This window comes from Dyadobacter sp. SRI_021, from assembly GCF_057586235.1.
On sequence record NZ_JBYCZM010000002.1, the window covers coordinates 402,401 to 424,936 of the forward strand.

General features: G+C 52.2%; 16 protein-coding genes. 1 reads left to right on the forward strand and 15 read right to left on the reverse strand.

All coding sequences use genetic code 11. The annotated features are described in order from the left end of the window. Window position 1 precedes the first annotated feature (1 nt). The 15 genes from AC2YIT_RS06935 to AC2YIT_RS07005 form a co-directional block, all read right to left on the reverse strand. Window positions 2-1,309 (reverse strand): glycoside hydrolase family 99 protein, encoded by a 1,308-nt coding sequence (locus AC2YIT_RS06935; protein ID WP_487278719.1) that lies wholly within the window; start codon window positions 1,307-1,309, stop codon window positions 2-4. A 222-nt stretch (window positions 1,310-1,531) separates the two neighbouring features. Then, the gene (locus tag AC2YIT_RS06940) at window positions 1,532-2,221 is read right to left on the reverse strand and encodes a DUF3823 domain-containing protein (RefSeq protein WP_487278720.1); all 690 of its coding nucleotides are present in this window, start codon (window positions 2,219-2,221) and stop codon (window positions 1,532-1,534) included. A 178-nt stretch (window positions 2,222-2,399) separates the two neighbouring features. After that, complete coding sequence (locus AC2YIT_RS06945) at window positions 2,400-4,295, reverse strand: RagB/SusD family nutrient uptake outer membrane protein (protein WP_487278721.1); 1,896 nt, start codon at window positions 4,293-4,295, stop codon at window positions 2,400-2,402. A gap of 12 nt (window positions 4,296-4,307) precedes the next feature. Then, on the reverse strand, window positions 4,308-7,451 hold the full coding sequence (locus AC2YIT_RS06950) for a SusC/RagA family TonB-linked outer membrane protein (RefSeq protein WP_487278722.1): 3,144 nt from the start codon (window positions 7,449-7,451) through the stop codon (window positions 4,308-4,310). 355 nt (window positions 7,452-7,806) lie between these two features. Continuing rightward, window positions 7,807-8,082 (reverse strand): hypothetical protein, encoded by a 276-nt coding sequence (locus AC2YIT_RS06955; RefSeq protein WP_487278723.1) that lies wholly within the window; start codon window positions 8,080-8,082, stop codon window positions 7,807-7,809. A gap of 42 nt (window positions 8,083-8,124) precedes the next feature. Next, window positions 8,125-8,763 (reverse strand): hypothetical protein, encoded by a 639-nt coding sequence (locus tag AC2YIT_RS06960; protein WP_487278724.1) that lies wholly within the window; start codon window positions 8,761-8,763, stop codon window positions 8,125-8,127. Window positions 8,764-8,893: 130 nt separating this feature from the next. After that, window positions 8,894-11,134 (reverse strand): TonB-dependent receptor, encoded by a 2,241-nt coding sequence (locus tag AC2YIT_RS06965; RefSeq protein WP_487278725.1) that lies wholly within the window; start codon window positions 11,132-11,134, stop codon window positions 8,894-8,896. Between the two features lie 107 nt (window positions 11,135-11,241). Beyond that, entirely contained in the window at window positions 11,242-11,958 is a 717-nt protein-coding gene (locus tag AC2YIT_RS06970; protein ID WP_487278726.1) for a LytR/AlgR family response regulator transcription factor, read from the reverse strand. Then, on the reverse strand, window positions 11,955-12,977 hold the full coding sequence (locus AC2YIT_RS06975; protein ID WP_487278727.1) for a sensor histidine kinase: 1,023 nt from the start codon (window positions 12,975-12,977) through the stop codon (window positions 11,955-11,957). Before AC2YIT_RS06975 ends, AC2YIT_RS06970 begins: the two co-directional genes overlap by 4 nt. Window positions 12,978-13,119: 142 nt before the next feature. Then, entirely contained in the window at window positions 13,120-18,078 is a 4,959-nt protein-coding gene (locus tag AC2YIT_RS06980; protein ID WP_487278728.1) for an Ig-like domain-containing protein, read from the reverse strand. Window positions 18,079-18,153: 75 nt separating this feature from the next. After that, window positions 18,154-18,462, reverse strand: a complete 309-nt coding sequence (locus AC2YIT_RS06985; protein ID WP_430847788.1) for a DUF6916 family protein — start codon at window positions 18,460-18,462, stop codon at window positions 18,154-18,156. Next, window positions 18,444-18,947, reverse strand: coding sequence for an N-acetyltransferase family protein (locus tag AC2YIT_RS06990; protein WP_487278729.1), 504 nt, complete (start codon window positions 18,945-18,947; stop codon window positions 18,444-18,446). The genes AC2YIT_RS06985 and AC2YIT_RS06990 overlap by 19 nt, the downstream gene beginning before the upstream one ends. 35 nt (window positions 18,948-18,982) lie before the next feature. After that, a complete protein-coding gene (locus tag AC2YIT_RS06995) occupies window positions 18,983-19,498 on the reverse strand; it encodes a phage tail protein (protein ID WP_430847792.1) in 516 nt (171 codons plus the stop codon). A gap of 47 nt (window positions 19,499-19,545) precedes the next feature. Beyond that, window positions 19,546-20,049: a phage tail protein gene (locus AC2YIT_RS07000; protein WP_430847794.1), complete on the reverse strand. Its 504-nt coding sequence runs from the start codon at window positions 20,047-20,049 to the stop codon at window positions 19,546-19,548. 48 nt (window positions 20,050-20,097) lie between these two features. Further along, complete coding sequence (locus AC2YIT_RS07005; RefSeq protein WP_430847796.1) at window positions 20,098-20,610, reverse strand: phage tail protein; 513 nt, start codon at window positions 20,608-20,610, stop codon at window positions 20,098-20,100. Window positions 20,611-21,063: 453 nt separating this feature from the next. On the opposite strand from AC2YIT_RS07005, the gene AC2YIT_RS07010 reads away from it, so the two are divergent. Further along, entirely contained in the window at window positions 21,064-22,431 is a 1,368-nt protein-coding gene (locus tag AC2YIT_RS07010) for a glycoside hydrolase family 140 protein (RefSeq protein ID WP_487278730.1), read from the forward strand. Window positions 22,432-22,536: the final 105 nt, after the last annotated feature.

Consider the following 22,536-nt stretch of genomic DNA (forward strand, 5'->3'; position numbering starts at 1 on the left):
ATTATTTGCGAGCCGGTTTTACATGGCCATACCCGCTCATTCCATGAAACCAGTTTGCACCCTGACCTACCAGCCACAGGTAGTAATCGGAAGGAAGTTCAGGCTCGATTCCCACAAACTTGCCCTCCGCATTCAACGGCGTATCGCCTTCTTTCCGTGTTTTGAAAATGGCAGTGCCTTCGTCCACTTCATCAAACATAGCGACGTAGAGCGCCTCGGCGCCGGACATTTTCGCGCCGGCGATTTGCTGCCAGAGGAACTCGCCCTTATTGCGGGGGATCTGGTCGTAAAGCGAATGATCGTTTTTCAGGTTACCCCAACTAAACCCCGGGAAGACCAGCGGGGCATAGTCGATTTTGTTCGTTTTGCACCAGGTAATGTCGGCGGGGAGATTAGGCCCGGCTACGCTCAGGTAGGTGGAGGCATTGTAACGGCCAACTGCCCAGGGCATGATAATATCAGCTTGCTTAATGACCGTGTGCAGCAATGGCGAGTTTTCGGTATCGCGGCCGAGCTCGCGCCAGTAATAGGGTACTCCAAGCAGAATGGATGCCTTTTTGGCAGGACCTTTTACCTTATCCATCAACTTCTGAATGTCGGCAATGGTGTATTTGCGGCCGTCGTTGAAACCAACGCCCCAAATGGCGAGCAGCGGGCGGCCGTTGTGCCTCAGATAGGTGGGGTTTTCCTGCCCGTCGAACAGTTTGAACTGCTGTTGCAGCTCTTCCCAATCTTTCACGATGAAATCCATATCCGCCGACGTGGAGCCGCTGAGGTCGTACATGACACTGATTGCCCGGCCATATTTTTTGGAAGCTTTCAATGCATTGGCCAGTACTTTGTTGAAATGCCGTTTACCGCTTTCTCCTTTTACCTCCGAAACGAACCTCTGCATATATACGCCGTCGATCCCGTGCTCTTTCATCCATTTGAAATGCAGGTCCACGCTTTCCTCGTCATAAGGGCTGTACACTTTGGCCGTTTCACCGTTGGCGTATTTGAATGCGGTGTTATAGGTTTTGGAATATTCCGTTACATCGGGCCAGAAATCAATGGAAGCGAAGCCGGGCTCAAACTTGCCGGCTTTCTGGTAATGGTGCCAGCCACGGCCGGCCCCGTCGCCTTCGGCTGTAAACCAGCCCTGGTAACCCGCCATGACCAGCCCTTTGTAGCTTTTGAACAACGAATGCGACTCATCGTATTTAACTTCTTCAACCGGCTTGGGATCATCGGTTTTGGGATTCTCATCGCCGCCTTTGCAGCTCAGTGAGACGATGGAAAGGTAACACAGGAGTTTGAATAAGTTCATAAATGTACTTCGGCTGTCGGCTTTCGGCCTTCGGCTTTTTTTTATTTAATATTGATATGTATGTTGAAAGAGCCTATCGCGGGTTTAATACCACTTCGGCTTTCGGCAGTCGGCTGTTACCAGTGAAGTATTTTTAGTTAATAAATAACATTAAACACGGGTGATCGCAACCTGGTAAGGCTAAAAGCCGAATGCCGACTGCCGACAGCCGAAGTAATAAAATCACAATGCAACCCTTACCGCTTTCGCATAATTAAACTTCGACTCCGGTGCATCGATGATGCCGCCGGCGCGGAAGAAGTACTGGTTGCCGGTTTTCAGGACGTTACTGTTCGAAGGCAAGTCGATTTCCAACTGGTAAATTTTGTTAGGATCAATCGCCCCGTTGATCTCCTGCTCCGCGAGTGCCACGCGCATAGGCTCGCCGACGGACGGTTCCGGGTGCGCGTACAACCCGATTTTCCTGACATTGTTCATTACAGTTTGCTGCAATTTGAATCGGGCAACAACCTTCGTTCCCACTTTTTCAATGCTGGTTTCCTTCACGCGAATGTAAGGCTGTACCTTGAAATCCAACTTCGTTTCGCCTTTGACGGTCACTTCCTGGGCAGCCATCGGTACGAAATTTCCGCGTACGGGCGTGATCGTGTACGTGTTTGCAAAGATCAGGTTATTACGGTAGCTGCCGTCGTTTTTGATGATCATCGTTTGTTTGGTATTCGAAGCATAACCGTGCTCGATGTACTCGATGGTACTGCCGCGGATAATGTCCTGTTCGACAGGCTCATTGGTTTCGGCATCTAGAAAAGTACCGTACAATTGTGAATCGGGAGCAGGGTAGTTGTCGACACTGCAAGCCGCTGCACCGAAAAGCAGCAGCAGGGCGGGGATGTAGGGGAGTATTTGTTTCATTGTTAATCGTTTTGCTTTAAGCTATATGCTGTAAGCTTTAAGCTTTTGCGCTTTCGAGAAGAGCATAGAGTCTACGGCTTACAGCAATTTAATACTGCGGGCTTTATGCTGTAAGCTATACGCTATAAGATTCTTACCTAGAAAGCATAGAGCCTATGGCTTACAGCTTATAGCCCTCTTAATATTGCGGGTTCTGCACCAAACCATTCGCTCCGATGCCGGGGATGGAGCGGTAATACTGGCGGTAATCGAACGTGGCCGGGTTGCTGCGGGGCACATTGACGCGCACGAAAATGTACTTCGCAGGTGTCACGCGGAGGTCGAGGATCGGGAGCAATGCGTGGCGCATGGTGTTGTTGAACACTGTATGGTACTCCCGACGGCGGATCAAATCCCAGAAACGCTTGTTCTCGAATGCCAGCTCGACCCGTCTTTCGCGGATCACATTGTTAATCGTCAGCGGAATTTCGGTCTTGTGCCCGGCCCGGCGGCGAATGTCGTTCAACGCTTTGGCACCCTTCACTTTGTCGCCCGTACCGCTTTCGGCAATAGCTTCGGCGTAATTCAGCAGGATTTCGGCATAACGGAAATCAGCGAAGTCGGTCACGCATTGGTTCCAGCCCGGCGCGATGTTCAAGCCTTCATTCAAAAACTTCTTGAAACTCACGCCGGTACGGGTGTTATTACCGCCCCAGGTATCGAAGCCCGAATACTTTGTCCGGTCCGACGCACCATAGGTATAGTAAGTCGTGCCGCCGTGCGTGAACGGGTCGCCACCCATGATCTGAGCTGAACCGTCGGGCTTGATGAAACCGGCCTGGATCACGATCTTCTGGCCTTTCCAGCTGGTGCCCGGCAGGATCATCGTCGCCCACATACGCGCATCCTTTCCTTTAAAGATATCGTTTTCAGTATCAAACCTTTTGTATTGTTTGGCCGCATTGAAACCGGTATAATCGGTCAGGTCGTTGGTCGCTGCGGAGGTCGCGAGCGGTGCACTTTCGCCCGGCTTGTCATAGCTTTCGTACACGTCCATCAGTTCCAGTGTCGGGTTCATGCGGCCCGGGTGCGGCCAGCCGTTGGCCGTTTGGTTGGGCTGGTACCAGATGCCATAGTTGTGACCGGTGCCGGAGCCTGGTCTTGCATAACCTTTGATGAAAATCACCTCTTCAGGTGCATTGTTCGGGTCTTCGAAAAGCAGGCGGTAGTTGTTAGCAGCCTCTTCGGGGGTTGCCGGCGAGGGCTTGTACAAATTGAATTTGCCTGAATTAATAATCACTTCCGACGCATCGATGGCCGCTTTGTAGAATTCGGCTGCGGCCGCTTTATCCAATCCCACGAGTTTCTGATCCACGGCGGTTCCGGAGATCGGGGCGCGGTCGGCGTACTTGGCCAGTGAGGCGGCGTGTAATGCTGCGCGGGATTTCAGCGCATAGGCTACCCATTTGGTCGCGCGTCTTTCACCGCCGGGCCACGAGTCGCCGAGGTTGCCAGCGGCCGTCTCGCATTCTTTTAACACGAAATCCCAGGTCTCTTTTTCCGTGCTGCGGGGTACTTTCAGGGCTTCTACGTCTCCTTCATACTTCTGCACCGAGGTAATGAGAGGCACGCCCCCATAGCGCTTCGCCAATGCGAAATAGGCATAGGCGCGGATGAAAGCACTTTCACCGATCAGTGCCTTACGCTCGTCATCGGAAATATCGAGGGTAGGGATGATGTCGATCAGGATATTCACATCGCGGATCAGCTTGTAGCCCTGGTCCCACCACTGGAAATCATCGTTCCCGATAAAATCGCCGAATTCGGTATGCACGGCCTCGTCGGTCGACATCGCCGGGGCGAAACCGCCGTTATTCGGGTCGCCGGTGTTCCAGTTGAAGCCCTGGCGGAAGAAGGTAAAATCCTCAATCGGCAGCTGGTAGTACAGGTTCGCCATATAGAGCTTCACGCCTTCGGGATTGGAGAACAGGTTTTCGCCCTGCAACTTATCGAGCGGCTGCTTGTCGAGCACGTCGCCGCAGCTCATCGCCACGAGCACCAGCAACAGCGTTAGGGTCTTTTTTAAATAGCTCATTATCAATTAATATTAAAATTTGACATTGATCCCGAAGTTGTAACTCCGCGTTACCGGGTAGGTAAGCCCTGCGCCGAACAGTCCTTCCACTTTCTCGGGATCGAAAGGCTTCACGAACGAGTCGGCCCAGGTAAAGATGTTGTGTGCATTGCCATACACGCGGACATCGTTGATACCGATCTTTTTCAACCACGGCAAATTGAATGTGTAGCCGAGCTGCGCGCTCTTGAAACGCAGGTAGGAAGCATCTTTCCGCCACGCGCCGCTTTCGGCGTACATCGCGCCAACATTGTAGTTGAAACGGGAGGCAGGCCATTCGCCGGGGATCCACTGGCCGTCGGGCGATTGGTGCCATCGGTCATAAAAATACTCCGGCGTATTGCCGCGGAACGCGAACACTTCGGCATATACCTCGCGGAAGCGCACGCTGTATTTGCCCGAGCCCTGAAACAATGCCGTGAAATCGAAACCCTTCCAGGAGGCATTTAAAGTCACACCGTAGTACATTTTAGGGTCGCCGCCGAAGAACAACGGAATAGCGTCGTTGCCATCGATTACCCCGTTACCATCCACGTCCTTGTATTTGAAATCGCCGGGCAGCTCGCGGGTGTTGCCGAGGTCGCCATTCTGGATCGGTGCGTAAATGACCTCATCTTTGCTCTGGAACTGGCCTTCGAGCTGGTAGGCCCATACCACGTCGTTCCACCGGTTGGTAGCTCCGCCCCGCCATTTGTCCATGCTGCTCAGGAACTCGCCGCGCTCCACATAGCGGTTCTGTGTGCGGGCAAAGTTGAAGTTACCCGAAATGCCGTATTTGAAATCGCGGATCTGGCCATTGTAAGCAGCCGAGAACTCGATTCCGCGCACACGGTCGCTGTTCAGGTTTTCTTCCGGTAAGGTTCCTCCGAATGTGTTGGGCAGCGAAACGTTCCTGCGCGCGAGCAAGCCCTTGCGGTCGCGCTGGTAAATGTCGAAGGTGAGATCTATTTTGTTATCCCAAAGGCCCACGTCGATACCCACGTCCTGGATATTGGACTTAAACCAGGTCAGCTTCTCGTTCACGATCGCCGGAGACGCCGCCCCCGTGGTATAATTGCCGTTGACAAATTCATATCCGCCGCCTCCGGTGAGGGAGAAGCCGGGCACGTACTGGAACGGCGCACCCGCGTCGGCGCCCACAAGGCCATACGACCCTCTCAGTTTCAGCATGGAAATGAAGGGGATCTGTTTCATGAATGCCTCTTCCGACACCCGCCAGCCGGCCGATACCACCGGGAACAAGCCCCAACGACGGTCGGGATGGTAGCGGTAGGAGCCGTCATAACGCGCGGCCACTTCCAGCAAATACTTCTCTTTGAAATCATAATTCAAACGGCCTACATACGACTGGCTCGCATATTCCGATTCGGAGCCGGAGGTGGTCTGGTTGTTCAATCCTGCCTGGTCGATCTGGTCGTTGGTGAAGAATGCATACTCGCGGCCCAATCCCGCCCAGCGGTTATGCGATTCCTGCTGCTCGTACACGAGGGTCGCGCCCAGATTATGGTTTTTCGCGATCACGGTGTTGTAAAACAACTGTCCCTGGAAGGTAATGCGGTTGTTATCCGTGAAATTGTTGCCAATGCGCGATGGATTGCGCTGTGCGTGCGCGGTGTATTTGTCGGTTGCCGCGTCGTAGGTGTACAGGTTGTAAGCTTTCGAAACCGATTTGGCGCGGTAGTTATTGCTGTCGTAAGCTACCAAACCTTTGATGCGCAGTCCGGGAACGAACGGTACGGTGTACGTCAATGCAAATGTCGACTGAAAGAACTTGTTCACTTCCTGGGAGTAGCCGGTGAGGCTTTTGTCGGCCAATGCAACAGGGTTATAACCGCCGCTGAGCAATGCAGGATATTTCGGATTGTCGTTGGCGTACGGGCGCTCCGTCGGCAACGCAATGCGGGTACCTTTGTAAATGTTAAAGAAATTATCGCCAGGCTGCTCCCGTTTATCGAATAATCCCGAGAGGATCAGGTCGGCTTTCAGGTTTTTGGTTAAATCAATACCTACGTTGGAGCGGAAGGTATATTTCTGGTAACCCATATCGCCGCTTTTGAGCAAACCATTTTCCTTCTGGTAACCAAAACTGGTGAAGTAGTTTACCACGCCCTCGCCGCCGGATGCCGAAATGAAATGCTGCTGCTGGCCTGCCGATTTGTTCAGCGTTTCCTTGTACCAGTCGGTGCCCTGGTAACCCGGCGCGCCGCTGCGGAATTTCTCAATTTCTTCGGGAGAAAACACGGGATTCTCGCCCAGGTTCTTCGCCGCGTCGTTCCGCATTTCAGCCCATTGCAATGCATTGGTCATTTTGGGCACATCGGTAGGGCTCTGGCGGCCATATACCATGTTGTAGCTGAACTGCGGCTTGCCTTGCTTGCCTTTTTTTGTAGTGACGATCACCACGCCGTTTCCGGCACGGATACCGAAGATCGCCGCCGAAGCATCTTTCAGCACTGAAATGCTCTCGATATCATCCGGATTGATCTTCTGGAACTCGTACCCGCCGTCACGCGCCACACCGTCGACTACATACAATGGCTCGCCAAAGCCGCGTATATTGATATTCGTACTGAATGAACCCGGTTCTCCGGAATTCTGGCGGATCTGCACACCGGCCACTTTTCCCTGCAGGCTTTGTGCCAGACTGGTGTGGGTAGTAGTTTTGATCTGCTCCGAAACGATGTTCGAGATAGCGCCGGTCAGCGTCTGTTTTCGCTGCGTGCCGTAACCCACTACCACTACTTCCTGTAACTCATCAGTACTGAGTTCGAGCTGTACGTCAAAGCTTGTGCGGCTGCCGACGGAGATTTCCTGTCTTTTGTAACCCAAGAAACTCACGATAATTACTGCACCCGATTTGGGCACGGAGAGCGAAAATTTTCCATTGGCATCAGTGGTAGTACCTTTTGTAGTGCCTTGCAGCACGATGCTCGCACCGGGAATGGCACTGTTCTTCTCGTCTTTCACTTCGCCGCTGATGAGCGTTTCGTCTGCGGCGGATTGCGCCCATGCGCCCGCTTGCACGAGCAGCATGAAGCATATCGCAGCGCATACATGCCGGAGTAACGTCCGGATGCGGCGCCCGCACAAAGGTTTTGATAGAAGTTGTTTGTTCATACCGTAGGGTTAAGTTCCTGTTCGTTTAAATGTATTCGTTGTGTTCGTTCGGTGGCACGGCCCTCGTCGGGGCTGCCGGAAGGTTGATTTAGCGCATAGTTTTTCAATCCCCTGCAAGATGGGTACAGGGCTCGTTTAGGATTAGATTTTGAATGAAAAGGATGATAAAGCGGTCGGCCGAACCGCGGGGTCAAAGTAATCCGGAGCTGATTAAGAAATGGTTAATAAAGCATTAATAGGACTCTTAATCTGCTTGATTTTTACATTATCCCGGTAAAATATTGGGGAATTTTGGGGTAGAGCAATAAAAAAACGCCTCACATGGGTGCGAGGCGTTCGGGGACTTGGCTGCTTTTTAAGGCTTGGCTTCAATTTGGTGATGGTGCGCATCATCGCAATGGCGCCAATGCCCGTGTTGCCACGGACCGCCGTGCGACGGACCGCCGTGCGACGGATCGCGGAAAGCAAAGACGTTCATCATAATGAATGCGAAAATGATCGCGATGGCAGCTATCCGTGCGGCGATGGTAAGGCCGCGGCGTTGGGAAAACGGTCCGTAAATGTATCCGATGATGAACACCATGCAGGCCACAAACAGGATACGAGCGAAAATCAATAATCCGAAAAACATGATTTCTAAAAGTTTAAGTGAAACAAGGATGAAGTGTAATCGCTATTTAAGCAGCGCCTCGCTTTCAGCTTTGCCCCAGTGCGGCATAATGCTGAATGCGGTTGCGGGCAGCTTCTGAATGGCTTTTCCGGCAAGCGCTTTGGCCAGGTCTTTGTCGCCGCCCCAGAGTTTGGGGGTGTAGTACTTGGTCCAGGCTTCGAGGTAAATGGCACGCGGGTTGGCGGCGTCCAGCTTCTGCGCTTTCTTTAAAAACTGGTCGGAGAGCGGCCCGAACTGCCTGCCCATTGTCATGGGGCTAATGAAAACCTTGGTGCGGTAAATCATCGCCTGGACTACGTAGATTTCAGAGAGCGCCTTACTATCGCCGTTCGCGACCGATTCGCTTTTCTTGATCTGCGCTTCGCCGCGCACGCTGTAAGCCTCGATTTTCTCGCCGTCGTCTTGCAGAAGAAAGCCGACTTTGGCATTACAAAAAGCGGCGTAGTAGTAGGGCAGCCATTCGGTTTTCTGCGCATTTCCTAGCTGGACGAATGTTTTTTCCAGAGCCTGAAAGTCTGCAACCGATTTGGCCTGATCGAGTTTTTTGACAGACGCTTCCAATTGAGCGGTGTAGTCTCCGTTTTGTGCAAATGTGAATGCAACGGAACAAATGAGAAGGATGGTGGTGATGAGCGTTTTCATAGTTTTGAATGATTGAATGATTGAATGATTGAATGAGCCGCCGTGGAACGGGAAATGAGTGAATTCTGAATGGGTGAATGAATAAGTTTGTGAGTTTGGACTTTGAACTTTAAACTCCTGAACTCGAAACTCAATGACTCTGGTCGAGGAGGTCTTCGGTGCGGTCGATGCCCAGGCTCATGAACACGCCCACGAAATAGAAGCGTGTGGCCGGAAGCGTAACGGGGGTTTTGAAATTGCCGTTGTAAGCGTAGTTGTAGCCGAATATCTGTTTTGTGCCGAGGACATTGTTGGCGCCGAATGCGAAGCCGGAATAGTCCCTGAACTTCGATTTTTTGAGAAAGGACATCATTTTCGACACGTGCAGGTTCAGCACATTGTAGGGCCGGGCGGTACCCGAATCGTAAATGCGGGTACCGGCATCGCCGCCGGCGCGGATGTCGTAGTAAGGCCGTCCGGCCGCATAGGAGTACGAAACGTTGACATTGGTGCTGATCCCCTGGAAAAACCGTTTGACCGCGATGGTGAAAGTATGCGGGCTCGTGAACGACGGCCGGATGCTTTCGGGGTAGTCCAGGAAGTTGCGTTTTGTGTCGAGGTAAGTGTAAGTCAGCCAGTAATCCAGGTTGCGGACGGTCTTTTTGTCGCGCCAGAATACCTCCAATCCTTTCGCATAGCCGCTACCGCCGAGGGTAATGTCCGGGAATGTTCGCACCAGGTTCCTGTACTTTTTGTAGTAAACCTCCGTCCTGAAAAGCCGGTTATTAGCCTTTTTGGAATAATTCAGCACGTAATGCTCAGAGCGTGAAAAACCGAGACGTTCGTTTTGGAACAGATATCTGTTTTCAGGCTTTTGATAAAAAATACCATACGCCAGGTTCAGTTGACTGCCGGTTGCCAGCCGATACCCCAGGCTTGCGCGCGGCGCTATAACTGCCTTGCGAAGCAGGCTCGAATACTCGCCCCGCAACCCCGGCCTGAATGCGAGATGCTCGCCCAAATGAATATCGCCTTCGACAAAAACCGCCGACAGCTGATCGCGGAGCGTTGCCGGGGCGTTGTTGTAATGCTGCACGTCATGAAAATAGAATGTCTCGCCGCCGAACCGGAATGCCTGGTTGCGCTCGAAGCTGCGCGTGAGCACGGTGCGGCCCTGTGCGAAGTGCGAGCGGAGGGTTATATCGTTGTTTTTCATAGAAAATGGGACATAGGGCAGCGTTATGGGCTCATTACTTCTGCCGAGCAGCCGGTTTTGAAGGGAGTTCTTGTCGAATGTGTAGGCAATACCCGCTTCGAGACGCCAGTCGGTTCCGAGGTCGGTCCGGTAGCTGACAGTTCCGTAGATATTCGGGTTTTTCAAGCGGAAATCGGAGCGGAGCGACGAGCTGTCGGTATCCGGGTTGCGCATGCCTATATGGCTTTCGGCAAAGGCGACGTACCCTTTCACCATACCTGTCTTCCCGGTTTTGAAGCGGATGTTCGCATTGGCGCTGGTATATTCCGGGCCATGGTAGTAATCCGGGCGTTGCGGCACGACCTTGTTGTACAACCCCTGGTTGCTGTAAGCCAGCCCGCCGCCGTAACTGCTCCGGCCCGATTTCGACAAATGCTGAAAACCAGCTCCGAGGTTCGAGGGAAACACGCTGAAATTGGCAGAGCTTTTTTCAGGCAGATCGATGCTTTCCAGGATCAATGCGCTGCTCATGGCCTGGCCGTACAATGCCGAGTAACCGCCGGTGTTGAACAATACGCCTTTGAACAGGAACAGGTTGATGCGGGCCGGCTGCATAATCCCCGGTACGGAAGCATAGTTCGGGTTTTTCATCCATGTACCGTCTACGAACATCCGGGTTTCGTCGCTGGTACCTCCCCGTACAAACTGCCCCTCGCGCTCGCCTACCTGCTGCGCGCCCGGAAGCGACCGCAGCGCGTTAGAGATATCGCCGCCATTTCCTGCCACGGTGTAGGCGTCGATGGGTGTCAGGGAAGCTCCCTTGGCCTTGTCGCTGGCTTCGAAGCTCCCTGCGCTCACGGTTACGGCTTCGAGGGTGTTGGCGGCATCCTCGAGGGTAATGGAGAGCGTGATGGTGCTATCGACAACAATCAGCGTTTGCTGCTGCGTTTTGAAACCAAGCGAGGAGACGATGAGCGTCTGATTGCCTCGTCGGGTGGTCACGAAGTCGAACTTGCCGAGCGAATCGGCCGTCGTACCTGATTGGGAACCTTTTAAGCGTATGTGTGCTCCGGGAACGGCTTCGCCCAATGGCCCCATTACTTCGCCGTTAATGCGGGTCTGTGCCCCGGCGGCCAGCGCGCAAAGCAGGCTGCTCGTTATCAGGATGAGTTTGGTTGTGAATGCATTGGAAATCATGGCTTTGTTTGTTTTTTCGACCAAAGCTATGATACCCGTCAATGCATTTCAGGGAGAGTAGACCAAGCGGTTAATGTCCGCGACGAAACCGTTAAATCCCGCGACGATCAATCGGGCGTAATGTTCAGTATTTTGCGGAGATGTTCTTTGTAATGCTCGCTGACCGGAATCTCGGCAGCGCCGATCAGCACGAAATCACGCTTGACCGCCGTAATTTTCTGAACAGCTACCAGGTAAGACTTGTGGGTACGGATAAATGCCGGTTCCGGGAGTTTTTCTTCCAACGCCTTGAATGTCATGCGGGTAATGACCGGCTTGTCGGCAGATGAAAGAAAGATCTTGACATAATCCTTCAAGCCTTCGACCCACGCCACATCGGCGGCCACTATTTTAACCAATGAATATTCGACATTCACAAAGAAATCGGGCATTGCAGCGGGCGACGGGGCGACGGGTGTTTGGTGTTTTAATTCAAACAGTTCGTAGGCCCGGTTACAGGCTTTCAGAAAGCGTTCCATACTCACGGGTTTGAGTAGATAATCGACCACATTCAGTTCGAAACCTTCCAAAGCGTATTGATCGTAAGCTGTCACCAGGATCACCAGCGGCGGATCGGGGAGGCTTTTCAAAAATTGCAGACCGTTGAGGCGGGGCATCTGAATATCCAGAAAAAGCAGGTCTATCCGCTCGTTTTGTAATATTTCGATAGCCTCCATGGCATTGCGCGCAGTTTTTGCGAGCGTCAGATAGGGTACTTGCCGGATATTATCGACAAGGAGGTCGAGTACGAGTTTTTCATCATCAACGGCCAGGCATCGCATCATCTTAAATCCAGGTTCAGAGTGACTGTGAAAATTTGATTGGTGTCGTTGATAGCGAGGACGTGTTTGTCGGGGTAAATCAGTTTCAAACGCGTGCGTACATTTTCGAGGCCAATGCCCGAATTATCGTCTTTCGTTTCCTCAGGGTAAGCGTCGTACGGATTGACGACGACTAGCGTTAAACGCCCGTCAATGGCTTTCAGACGGATCAGTACATAAGGCTCGTCTAGCAGGGAAGCGCCATGTTTGAATGCATTTTCCACGAACGGGATCATGATCATCGGCTCCACCGATAAGCGACCAGCGTCCGCGTCCATTTGAATGTCCAGTTCAATGCGCATGCCATCCGAAAAGCGCAGTTTTTGCAGTTCAATATAGCTTTTGAGATAATCTGCTTCCTGCTGCAATGTCACTTGTTTCGCCTGCGTGTCATATGTCATGTAACGCATGAGGTCGGCCAGGCGGAGCAGTGCACCTTCGAGCTGGTCGGACCGTTGTCTTGCGAGTGCTACCATGTTTGTCAGCACATTAAAAAGAAAATGCGGATTGACCTGCGACCGCAGCAGTTTCAGCTCGGCCGCTACCTGCTGCGCCTCATACTCCTTTCGCGCCCGTTCCTGACGAATGCCATCACTTACCCGCCGGTAAATAAGGCTTACCGCGAACACGAGCACTGACGGGCCAAATATCAATCCGGCAGCGCTCCGAAGTGCAACTTCCGGAAAAAGGTGCACCACAACTTGGTATTTAAGGGCAAAGGAAGCTGCGATTACTGCGATCGCGCAGGGAATGTACAACCACCAGCGCCAGCCACCGGCCAGTTTAGGATAGAGGTAAAATGCATTGAAATAGAAAATCCCGGCATGGATCAGGCCTGCCAGCACGAAAAACGCAGCCGGCAGGCCACCGATCTTGTATCCTTCACTGGCTGAGGACACCAGGTAGGGCAGAAGCAGAATGGTCACCCATATACCGACATGGATGGTAATCTCCCGTTTTTGCTGCGTTTTCAAGGATGTCATGGAAGTGTAAAAATCCAAATTTATAGGAATCGCATGCTAATCAAAAGAAACGGGCAGTGATATAAAAAAATCAGGCGAAGAGAAACTCCCCGCCTGATACTGTTAATCTAAACAACACATTAATAACGCATTGGTGTCGTAATTATCGGTTGATAAGCACTTTCCGGTTAATAACCTCACCGTTCTTGTGCGTGATCGTTAGAATGTACATGCCTACCGGCAGGCTCTTCACATCAATAGTCTTCGAAACGGTTTTGCCCGATTTGTAAACCGAAAGTCCCGTCAGGCTATGCATTTCCACCGCCTTCACCTGGTTCCAATCCGTGCTTTTCAGGTTCAGAATGTCGGAAACCGGGTTCGGATAGAATTCCGAGTTCAGCGACGGCGCATCATAGCCAATTTTGATGATCTTGCTATATGCGAATGTCTTATCGCTATCGATCATTTTCAAGCGGTAGAAGTTATCGCCAGATGCCGGCTTTTTGTCAACAAACGTGTAGTTCACCACCGAATAGCTCTCGCCCTGCGATTTTTGGGTACCAATAGTCGCCCAGTTTTTGCCGTCGGCACTGCGTTGAACATCGAAGCGGTCGCTGCGCGTTTCTTCGGCAGTGTTCCATTTCAATGCAATGGTGTTTTCAACTCTCGCGCCGCTGAAATCGATCAATGTTACCGGGAGCGAGCAGTCTTTGTAAGCCAAGAGCGTGTCCGAGCAACCGTTGAGGGTAGCTACGATGGTCGCCGTTTCCTTGCTTGGAACATTGATAACGGTGTTGCCGCTGACAGTTCCTTTGTCGGTAGTGATCACTGCCCCCGGGGTAGCGGTGAAGAAAACGGTATAGGTTTGAGGATCTGCAGCGAACTGGCATTGATATTCTGCACCGGTCAGTGCGATGGTTGGTTTCTCGTTGACATTCACCGTTGCAGTTTGTCCGGAGATCGGCGTCGTCGCGCCGCCTGCGCCGGCCACATTGGTTAATGTGTATACAAATGTCCCGGTCGAGCTTGTCGGCACGTCGACAGTCGCTGTTGTATTCACACCGGTAGTCGACACTTGCAGGTCGCCACCGCCATTGATTTTGTAGGTAAATGTAAACGGAGCGACACCATTCACGGCCGTAAACGTAATCTTAGGCGCGGTTTCGTTCTGGCAAGCGGTGGTGCTGCCGGAGATCGTTGCCGTGAGGTTGTTCGATACGGTTACAGTGGCTGTTTGAGCCGAAGGCGGTGTCAATGTACAGTTCTGAGCATCGGTCACCGTCACCAGTTCATAGGTAAATGTGCCCACGGCGGCAGTCGACTGGCTTACAATTGCGCTGGTTTGCACACCGGTTGTGCTCACCGTCTGGTTGGTTCCGTTATTGACCTTGTAAGTGAACGTATAGGGCAAAGTACCGCCGGTAGCGCTGAAAGTAACGTTTGGCGCCGGTGCACCCTGGTTCACGGTAGTGGTTCCCGCAATGCTTGAACCGGTGATCTGGTTCACGGTCAGTACCGCCGCGTTGGAAGTGCTGTTGTTACAAGGGTTGGTGATGATACAACGGTATTCAGAAAGATTATCGCCGGCAGGGACGTTGCTCAATGTCAGTGTCGGATCATCGGCGGTCGGGTTTGTACCGGTTGTAATGTCCGCGAATGAGCCGCCGAACGGCTTTTTCTGCCATTGATAAGTTACACCTGTCTGCGAAGTAGCTACGGTGAAAGAAGTGCCGGAGCCTGCACAGATCGTCGCCGCGTCAGGCTGGTCGGTGATCGGCGGTGCCGGGGTAGGGGTTACCGTCACTTTGAACGAACAGGTAGGAGCTGTTCCAATGCCGTTCGAAGCCGTTACAAGCACGGTTGTCTCGCCGGCAGGGAATGCGTATGGGAATGTGATCGGGTTGCCGCCTACCGTGTAAGTAATGGTGGGAGCGGGGCATCCGTCTGCAGTTGCCGCGAAAGTTTGAGACGAGGTACAAGTTCCTGCGTCAGGCGAGAAAGTCTGGTCGCCTGGGCAGGAAGTGATTACCGGTACCGAAACAACGGGGGTAACCGTCGGATTGTTAGGACCTGCTGCGTTCGGATCGTCTGTCAGAACGTTGGCAAAATTGCTGCCGCTCACCGTACCTTGTGTCGAAACCTCGCAATCAGACACCGGGATGTCGTTATTGATTGTCACCCGGAACTTGATGGTGGTGCTTTTGCTGGCCGGGATTACGAAACCACTGCCGGTTCCATTGACGGTCACTGTTTCACCCGACTGCGCAGCTTCCGTTCTGGCGGTATTTGGCACCGATACGGGTCCGGAAATGGCTTCTTTCATCGGTTCGGCGGATGGAGTAACCTGTACAGCTTTCGCTGTTTCAGGCTGGGCTGGGCTTGTCATTGCCGCGATGGTTTCGGCGGTCGGCTCTTCGATAACACCTTCACGCAACGCGCTAACGTTCGGTGTCGCGCATGTTTGGCCGAATAAATACGGGTTGCCCGATCCGCTCTGTGTGGTACTTCCGACAGGAGTGTTTCCTCCATTAGCCCATACGTCCGCAATATTGGTTCCGTTACCCTGTACCACCAGCGTGGTCGTTGCGGTACCGGATCTGGTGCGATATGCGATAATGGATGCCGGCTTTGTGACGGCGTTGTTAGTCACGTTCGTACAAAGCTTGGAATTATTACCGGCAGCACCGGTTGTGGCCATATCCATACCAAAGTAAATATCCCCTGCTCCCGAGTCGGTTACTGTAATGTTGTTGCTGGCGACATTCATATTGCTCTGGGCAGCAGTACTTGAAGTGGTAGTAACGGCGATACCCGGAGCGTCAACTGACGTGAGGGTGTTGTTCTGGATGAGGAAAGTACCTCTTGCAGAAGTTCCTTCGGCCGAGTGTACAATGGCTGAAACACCCGACGAACCAGCCTTGTTCAACACAGTATTGCCAATGACATTTCCTTCGAGGTAGCCCGCTGCGAATGCAAACAGGTTGATACCGATGCCACCATTGAAGTTACCGGTATTGTTGGTCACATTGAATTTGAGCGTAGCGGTTCCTGCCGCCGCCAGGTCGAACATCCTTCCGACCCCGTTGCCTACATCGACCTGGGAATCTTTGATGTCTGCCTGCATAACGGCATTCTCATTAGCGCCGACATAAACGCCTACGGTTGGATTCCGCAGGAACTTGCTGCTGTTATGAACTTTCAGTTTCATATTGGAAGTCCCGTAGCCAAAGAACTGAAGCCCGGAATTATTCGAGTCCTGAAAGGTCGAGTTATCGACTGTCAGCAAGGTCATATTGGTATTGGTATTGCTGAAATACGCCGCGCGTCCCCCTGGGTCGGTAAAGGTTGAATTCACAATGGTGTTCGTACCACCGGTGTTGATCGCGTAGATACAACCTTCCTCGCTGGTTTGTCCTGAAGAACCGACCGAGCCGTTGGTAAAATTGAAGTTGCTGGAACCCCGCAGGTTGATACCTTCCTGGGCGACGGTACCGTTGATCACGATGCGATCCATGGTTAGTCCGTTGACATTCAGCGCGTGTACCGCTGCATTAGCCGCTGAATTGTCCTGGTTGGTAGGTGTTGTTCCGTCGGTGGTATTCGCATTGGTCAGGTTCATATTTTTCAGCGTGATATTGGTTGCATTCAGCAACTCGATACCGCGGGCAGAAATGTTCTGGATCGTACCGCCCGATCCCGCCGTTGTGCCACTACCGGTCACTTGCAAGGAGCCTGTTGTCGTGGAAAGGGAAATACCCTTGCTTCCGCCATTGGCGTTGACGGCGTTCAGGGTTACATTCAATACAATGCCCCCACCGGTACCGGCAATATTGAGGGCAGGTACCGTCGAGGCGGTGAGCGTACCGCTGGCAATATTTAAGCTACCGGTGCTCCCCGAAATTGCAATCGGGCTTGGGCTTGCCGATACCGTGGAAGAAACCTGACCGAAGTCCAGGACAAGTGTTTTGCTGGAAAGATTAAGGGCCGAACCATTACCTGTCAGATTGATCTCGCTGGCTGTCAGCGTTCCTGCACCCGATCCGGCGATTTTTGCCCCGGCGCTGTTACCGATATTCAAGCCCCGGATGGTGGCGGCGCCATTCGCAGTTAGTACGTCTCCAGATGCACTTCCAAGTGTAGGTCTCGTGCCTCCGGTTGCCGGGAGCTGGTTGGCACCGCTGGGTGCCGTAAATCCGGTCAGTGAAAGTAATGTAGGTGTAGCGCCCTGTCCGAAAATGCTTTGTGTGTTACGCAAGGTGATATTGCCGGAGTAGGTAGAACCGTTGCTGTAAACAAAGATTGCATGCCCGTCTTTGGCATGGCCGGTCCCTCCATCGTTAATGGCCTGAAATTGTGCCAAAGTCTGGAACGGACTGGCGAGCGTGCCGTTTCCACCCGGGGCGGCCGCACCATTGATGAACCATATAGCCTGGTTGGCGCCATTTCCTACCGAGATCGTAACGGTGGCAGTGGAAGTCATGCCGGAGCCATTCTGGATTTCGTAAGTGAAAGTATCGTTCCCGGTGTAACCCGCCGCGGGTTGATAGGTAAATGCGCCTGTCGCGGCCGTAATAACTGCAGTACCGCCGTTGGCAGTAGTAACATTCGTAGTGCTGTTCAGGCTGATTGGGGTGCCGGCGGGACTGATGTCGTTGGCAAACAGACCACTACCGGCGGGGATATCGATATTGACATTGCCGATCGTATTGTAGCTATCATTTTGGGCGATCGGGCTGGCTTTCACCGAGCCGGCCACGAGTGTAGTGTTCGCGTCGATCGTTTCAGTAAAAACCGTTCCATTGGCGGGATCGGGGCCGCCGTTGGTGATTACAATGGTGTATTCCAGCTCGTCACCTGCACTGGCGCCCGACGGCCCCGTATTGTTGGTGATCGCATAAGTGCTGGTAGCAGTGATGCTCGGCGCTAAAAATGCCGCTGTGCCTGCGCGCTTGCGCGCACGCGTATAGGGGATGCGTTCCTTTGTTCTGGAAGCGTTCTGTTTCTCCTTTTTGGCCACCCATTCTTCACGGGGAAGACGGGAGTCATCGGAAATTTTGCTGACGATCTCAGCACCTGACGCCAGTAGAGCCACCCCCGCCAGGTATAGGTAGACATTTCTCATGGTTTCAGTTTGAAGTAAAATGTTCGAGTCATAGGATGAATTGGTAAAAATGAAAGAATCCGGGACCGGCCCGGCTTAAGAGAAGACTGCTTCGTAGCGCATTCCGCCCGGATCGTGCGCGATTGGGACCAGGAAGACATCCATATATTTGCCGTCGGGATATTCGACCCGGTAAATACCTTGCGCTATGGCGCGGTTTTCACCGGTGGTTTGAAATTCGACCGAAAAGGCACCCCGTTCGAGTGGACTGTAAGTATTCAGTTCCAGCACTTTCAAAATGGTAGACGGCAGCGAAAAGTCTTTTGCAAAATGGATGACTACCGTTTTCCCTATGTGATGTGTGAAATCTGCTGCGGCCACTTGGCTTAAATCGTATGCTTCCATTCCATTAAATGATAAACTCCATTGGTTTCACTGACTGTCTTAAATCCAAGGCGGGTATACAGATTTCTGGCAGGATTGAAGGTTTCTACATGGATGCTGAGCGGTCGCTCCAATTCAGCGGCGCGGCCCATTAAATCCCTGAATATCCCCTGGCCTAATCCGCGGTTGCGGTATTTCGGCAGAATGCTGATGTCAATGATCCGCATACCCTTGCCCTGGAAGTTTTCGTGGAGGTAAAGCCTCCCGATGATTTTATTTTGAGATTCTATTACCCAAAAATCAGCCCCTGTATAGTTTTTTTGATAGTATTCGTGCTGAGCGTTGAACTGGCCGGCAATGAATTCTTCCTTCATGGTGTCGGTCCAATGCGGCACCCGTTCCAGTTCTTTTTCCCGGGTGGTCGCATAGATTTCCAGCAGGTAGGGCAGGTCTTTTTGGTTAATCGGCCTGAGTGAAAGGGTGGTATTACTAAGCTCGAATTTCATAAGTTGTCAAAAAAACAGTACTCACAGGCATTGGGTTAGCCGCGCGCAGGGAATACCCCCTGCAATGCAATACAGAAATAGCATGTCAGATACGGCATCATGTTATTGTGTGGCTGATCCCCGCCTGCGGGCTGTATCTGGTTTGCATTCATTGTCGTATTGGTTGCCCCGGTCGCATAGACCTTTCCTTGTGTGGATGCCGCCAGAGAGTAACTGGTCGGCGTTTTCAGGTCGGCAGGTTCCGGTACGGCCCTGATCTGGTGGCTATGCGACGGAATTTCCGAGGTAAGCAAGCTCACCGTTTCCGAGCCGCCCGTCTCGCCAAGGTCGTGAAGCGAGAGACCGGGGCCTTGTCCCGGATGCATGGGTGCGCGACCTTGCAAGTCAGGCAGCGCAAAGTTGGATTTGCCGTTTCCTCCATAGGTTGTTCCCAGAAGCGAAAACAATGCGGTGTTTTGGGAAAGGGGCAGCAGCTGCCCGTCGCACCATGCCCAGCCGCGGGGCGCGAAGTTGAATGGGAATATTCTTATTTCTGCTACAAAAGGATCCATGACAGTTGAATGAGATTTGACGTTCGTATTTCGTTGATCTGGGATTTCTAGGTTGGAGACGGAAATATCCCAAACAGTGAAATGATGAAATCGACACAGAGGTAAGGCTGGAAATTGGTATGGGGCTGGCTTCCGCCGTTGCCGGATACGCTGCTGGCCGCCATCGCTACGGCTGGCGGGTCGTTGAAAAATACGTTCGTCGTCGTTGAAACGGCTAGTATTCCGTTGGCTGGGCTGGGCAAGTCCGCCAGGTTGGTCGAAGCTATAAAGGCGTGCGAGTGCGCTGGAATTTGCTGTACCGTGAGTGTGATTTCTTCCGCTCCGCCGGTTTCGGCCAGGATAAAACCGTTGCCCTGGTGAATGGGGAGACGACCCCGGAGGTCGGGAAGTGCAAAGGTACTTTGTCCGTCGCCGCCGTAAGTAGTGCCGATCAAATTAAACAGGGTTTCATATTCAGAGATGGGGAGCAGTTGTCCTTCACAAAACATCCACCCGACAGGGGCAAAGTTTCCTGCAAACATTCTGACTTCTCCTACGTAAGGTTGTGCCATTTACAATAAGTTTTTTAGGGTTATGAATAGGATACAGTCGGCCGGCGATTAGGTTGCGCTAGGAAATATTCCCTGCAATGCGATACAAAAGCTCAGCGTCAGAAATGGTTGCATGTTCAAATGCGCCTGGCTTCCTCCCACGTTACCGACCGTGGCCGCGTTGAGCGTAGTCAGATTGCTGATGGTGCTCGTGTAAATGGTATTGGGCTGCGTGTTGGAGAAATAAGTGCTCGTCGGATTGTTGGTATTTACAATGGACGTGTTGTCTATGGCGGAAACATTGTGGTTGTGCGAAGGCAACTCGCTTATATTCAACGTGTGCGCCTGTTCACCACCGCGTTCGCCCAGCGTGTGTCCGCTGCCGACGTGGATGGGGGTTCTGCCCCGGAAGTCCGGCAATGCGAAGTTCACCCGGCCATCGCCTCCAAATGTCGTTCCAAGGAGAGAGAACAATCCCTGGTTCTGATTGATAGGTAGTAGCTGTCCGTTGGCAAGCGCCCAGCCCTTGGGAGCAAAGACAAAGCTCATGATTCGGATCTCTGAAAGAAACGGTTCTGCCATAGAAGAAATAGGTTAGATTGATAGATGGAATTACATTGACGTATTGCGTGCTTTGGGGCACGAATGTCCATGAAGTGTACGACGTCTGTTTCGGGTATCGCCGGCCTTCCGAAACAATGCCGGACGACCACTTGCTCACCCGATCACGAGGTTGTTGACAAAAAACGGGCTGAAAATGCCGGGGATGTAGAAGTTTTTCTCATAGAAGGGGGCGCTGGGGTTAGATCTTGTACAATTAGTACATCAATATTAATCATTTATACCTATTTCGATGAAACAAATTACTTTTCGGTCATAAATATTCTACGAGTATTTTTAGATAAAGTAGAACTTTTGATTAAGTATTTGGTTCATAATGAGCATTTTATAATTATTAACCGGCGTTAAAATTTATTTTCCGGTGGTATTTTTAGAAGAATTTCTTTAAACAACCCGCGATAATCTCCTTATTGTATGAAACCCATCAGGCTCATTATCAGGATAATCCTCTGCTGCACCCTCGCTGGAGCACAAGCACAACACTATACGGTAAGCGAAAACAAACGGTTTTTACTCAAAGAAGGTAAGCATTTTTTCTGGCTTGGCGATACCGCCTGGGAGCTTTTTCACCGCCTCGACCGCTCCGAGGCCGATTATTACCTTCAAAAGCGTGCAGAACAGGGTTTTACGGTTATTCAGGCCGTAGCGTTGGCAGAATTCGACGGCCTGGATGAGCCTAATCCGTATGGCGAAAAGCCACTGCTCAACCACGATCCGACGAAGCCGAATGAGAACTACTTCAAGCATGTCGATTACATTATCGACAAAGCGGCGGCATACGGGTTGACGATCGCTTTCCTGCCCACCTGGGGCGACAAGGTTTTCAAGAATACCTGGGGGAAAGGGCCTGAAATCTTCAATGAAAATAACGCAAAAGCCTATGGAAAATGGCTTGGTAGCCGCTACAAGGACCGATCAAATGTAATATGGGTGCTCGGCGGCGACCGGCAGCCCCGCAAAGACAGCCGTGACGTAGAAATATGGCGGGCCATGGCGGCCGGGATTGCAGAGGGCGTGGGCGGGCACGGCAAGGCGCTGATGACCTACCATCCGCAACCGAACAAGGAGGGGGCAAGTGAGTGGTTCCACGATGATGAATGGTTCGATTTCAATATGTTCCAGACGGGCCATTGCCGCGATTCGCCGGTTTACGATAACATTCAGCGGTCGTACAACCGCACGCCCGTGAAGCCGGTTATCGATGCAGAGCCTATTTACGAAGATCATCCGGTATGTTTCAATGCGAAGGAAAACGGCACGTCGAGTGCGTATGATGTCCGCAAATCAGCCTACCTGGATTTGTTTGCGGGCGCATTCGGACATACCTATGGTTGCCACGATATATGGCAGATGTACTCTCCCAATCGCGAAGCGGTGAACGGTCCGCATATTTTCTGGCAGCAGGCCCTGGACCTGCCCGGCGCGTTGGAAATGAAGTATGTACGGAAATTGATGGAATCCCGCCCGATCACCGACCGTGTCCCCGACCAGTCCATTATAATTGAAAATGCATTACCGGCGCCCGAGCGTGTACAAGCGACTCGCGGAAGAGATTACCTCTTTGTATATACGGCCTCCGGAAGACCCTTCTCCGTAAACCCTGGCAAAATATCCGGCACGAGCCTCGAAGCATTCTGGTACGATCCGCGGAACGGCAAGGTGCGGGACGCGGGCAAGTTCGATAACAAGTCGGTCAACAGATTCATCCCGCCTACATCCGGCTACGGGCATGATTGGGTGCTGGTGATAGACGATGCTGCCCGGGGGTACAAGAAGCCCTGACGGCATTTCGCCCGATTGTGAATGATCGGATTGGAGTAATTCCGGGTAAAATTTTACTTAATAAAGAAATTCGATCATTCAAAGCATTCATTTTGTACACTGGCT

Excerpts from the sequence above, each read along its gene's own strand:
- AC2YIT_RS06935 (WP_487278719.1), bottom strand. The coding sequence starts at position 1,309 with ATGAACTTATTCAAACTCCTGTGTTACCTTTCCATCGTCTCACTGAGC.
- AC2YIT_RS06940 (WP_487278720.1), bottom strand. The coding sequence starts at position 2,221 with ATGAAACAAATACTCCCCTACATCCCCGCCCTGCTGCTGCTTTTCGGT.
- AC2YIT_RS06945 (WP_487278721.1), bottom strand. The coding sequence starts at position 4,295 with ATGAGCTATTTAAAAAAGACCCTAACGCTGTTGCTGGTGCTCGTGGCG.
- AC2YIT_RS06950 (WP_487278722.1), bottom strand. The coding sequence starts at position 7,451 with ATGAACAAACAACTTCTATCAAAACCTTTGTGCGGGCGCCGCATCCGG.
- AC2YIT_RS06955 (WP_487278723.1), bottom strand. The coding sequence starts at position 8,082 with ATGTTTTTCGGATTATTGATTTTCGCTCGTATCCTGTTTGTGGCCTGC.
- AC2YIT_RS06960 (WP_487278724.1), bottom strand. The coding sequence starts at position 8,763 with ATGAAAACGCTCATCACCACCATCCTTCTCATTTGTTCCGTTGCATTC.
- AC2YIT_RS06965 (WP_487278725.1), bottom strand. The coding sequence starts at position 11,134 with ATGATTTCCAATGCATTCACAACCAAACTCATCCTGATAACGAGCAGC.
- AC2YIT_RS06970 (WP_487278726.1), bottom strand. The coding sequence starts at position 11,958 with ATGATGCGATGCCTGGCCGTTGATGATGAAAAACTCGTACTCGACCTC.
- AC2YIT_RS06975 (WP_487278727.1), bottom strand. The coding sequence starts at position 12,977 with ATGACATCCTTGAAAACGCAGCAAAAACGGGAGATTACCATCCATGTC.
- AC2YIT_RS06980 (WP_487278728.1), bottom strand. The coding sequence starts at position 18,078 with ATGAGAAATGTCTACCTATACCTGGCGGGGGTGGCTCTACTGGCGTCA.
- AC2YIT_RS06985 (WP_430847788.1), bottom strand. The coding sequence starts at position 18,462 with ATGGAAGCATACGATTTAAGCCAAGTGGCCGCAGCAGATTTCACACAT.
- AC2YIT_RS06990 (WP_487278729.1), bottom strand. The coding sequence starts at position 18,947 with ATGAAATTCGAGCTTAGTAATACCACCCTTTCACTCAGGCCGATTAAC.
- AC2YIT_RS06995 (WP_430847792.1), bottom strand. The coding sequence starts at position 19,498 with ATGGATCCTTTTGTAGCAGAAATAAGAATATTCCCATTCAACTTCGCG.
- AC2YIT_RS07000 (WP_430847794.1), bottom strand. The coding sequence starts at position 20,049 with ATGGCACAACCTTACGTAGGAGAAGTCAGAATGTTTGCAGGAAACTTT.
- AC2YIT_RS07005 (WP_430847796.1), bottom strand. The coding sequence starts at position 20,610 with ATGGCAGAACCGTTTCTTTCAGAGATCCGAATCATGAGCTTTGTCTTT.
- AC2YIT_RS07010 (WP_487278730.1), top strand. The coding sequence starts at position 21,064 with ATGAAACCCATCAGGCTCATTATCAGGATAATCCTCTGCTGCACCCTC.